Annotated in this window: 1 protein-coding gene; it reads left to right on the forward strand. The window is 70.5% G+C overall.

Annotation, left to right across the window (positions count from 1 at the left end; translation table 11 throughout):
• Nucleotides 1-288, forward strand: a 288-nt coding sequence (locus EN846_RS34635) for an NAD(P)H-binding protein (RefSeq protein WP_135928167.1), incomplete at both ends; no start/stop codon positions are given.

Raw genomic sequence — 288 nt, forward strand, 5'->3', positions numbered from 1 at the left:
AACCGCAGTCATTACCCAGCGCTGCGGGCGATCGGCGTGGGCCAGATCCGCGGCGACCTCGCCGATGCACAGGCGGTGCTGCACGCGGTGGCCGGCGTCGATGCGGTGTTCCACAACGGTGCCAAGGCCGGGGCGTGGGGCAGCTATGACAGCTACCACCAGGCCAACGTGGTCGGCACCGACAACGTCATCGCAGCGTGCCGCGCGCAGGGCATCACCCGGCTGGTCTACACCTCCACGCCCAGCGTGACCCATCGTGCCACGCATCCGGTGGAGGGCCTGGGCGCG

The organism is Mesorhizobium sp. M4B.F.Ca.ET.203.01.1.1 (genome assembly GCF_004791025.1).
GTDB lineage: Bacteria > Pseudomonadota > Alphaproteobacteria > Rhizobiales > Rhizobiaceae > Mesorhizobium > Mesorhizobium abyssinicae.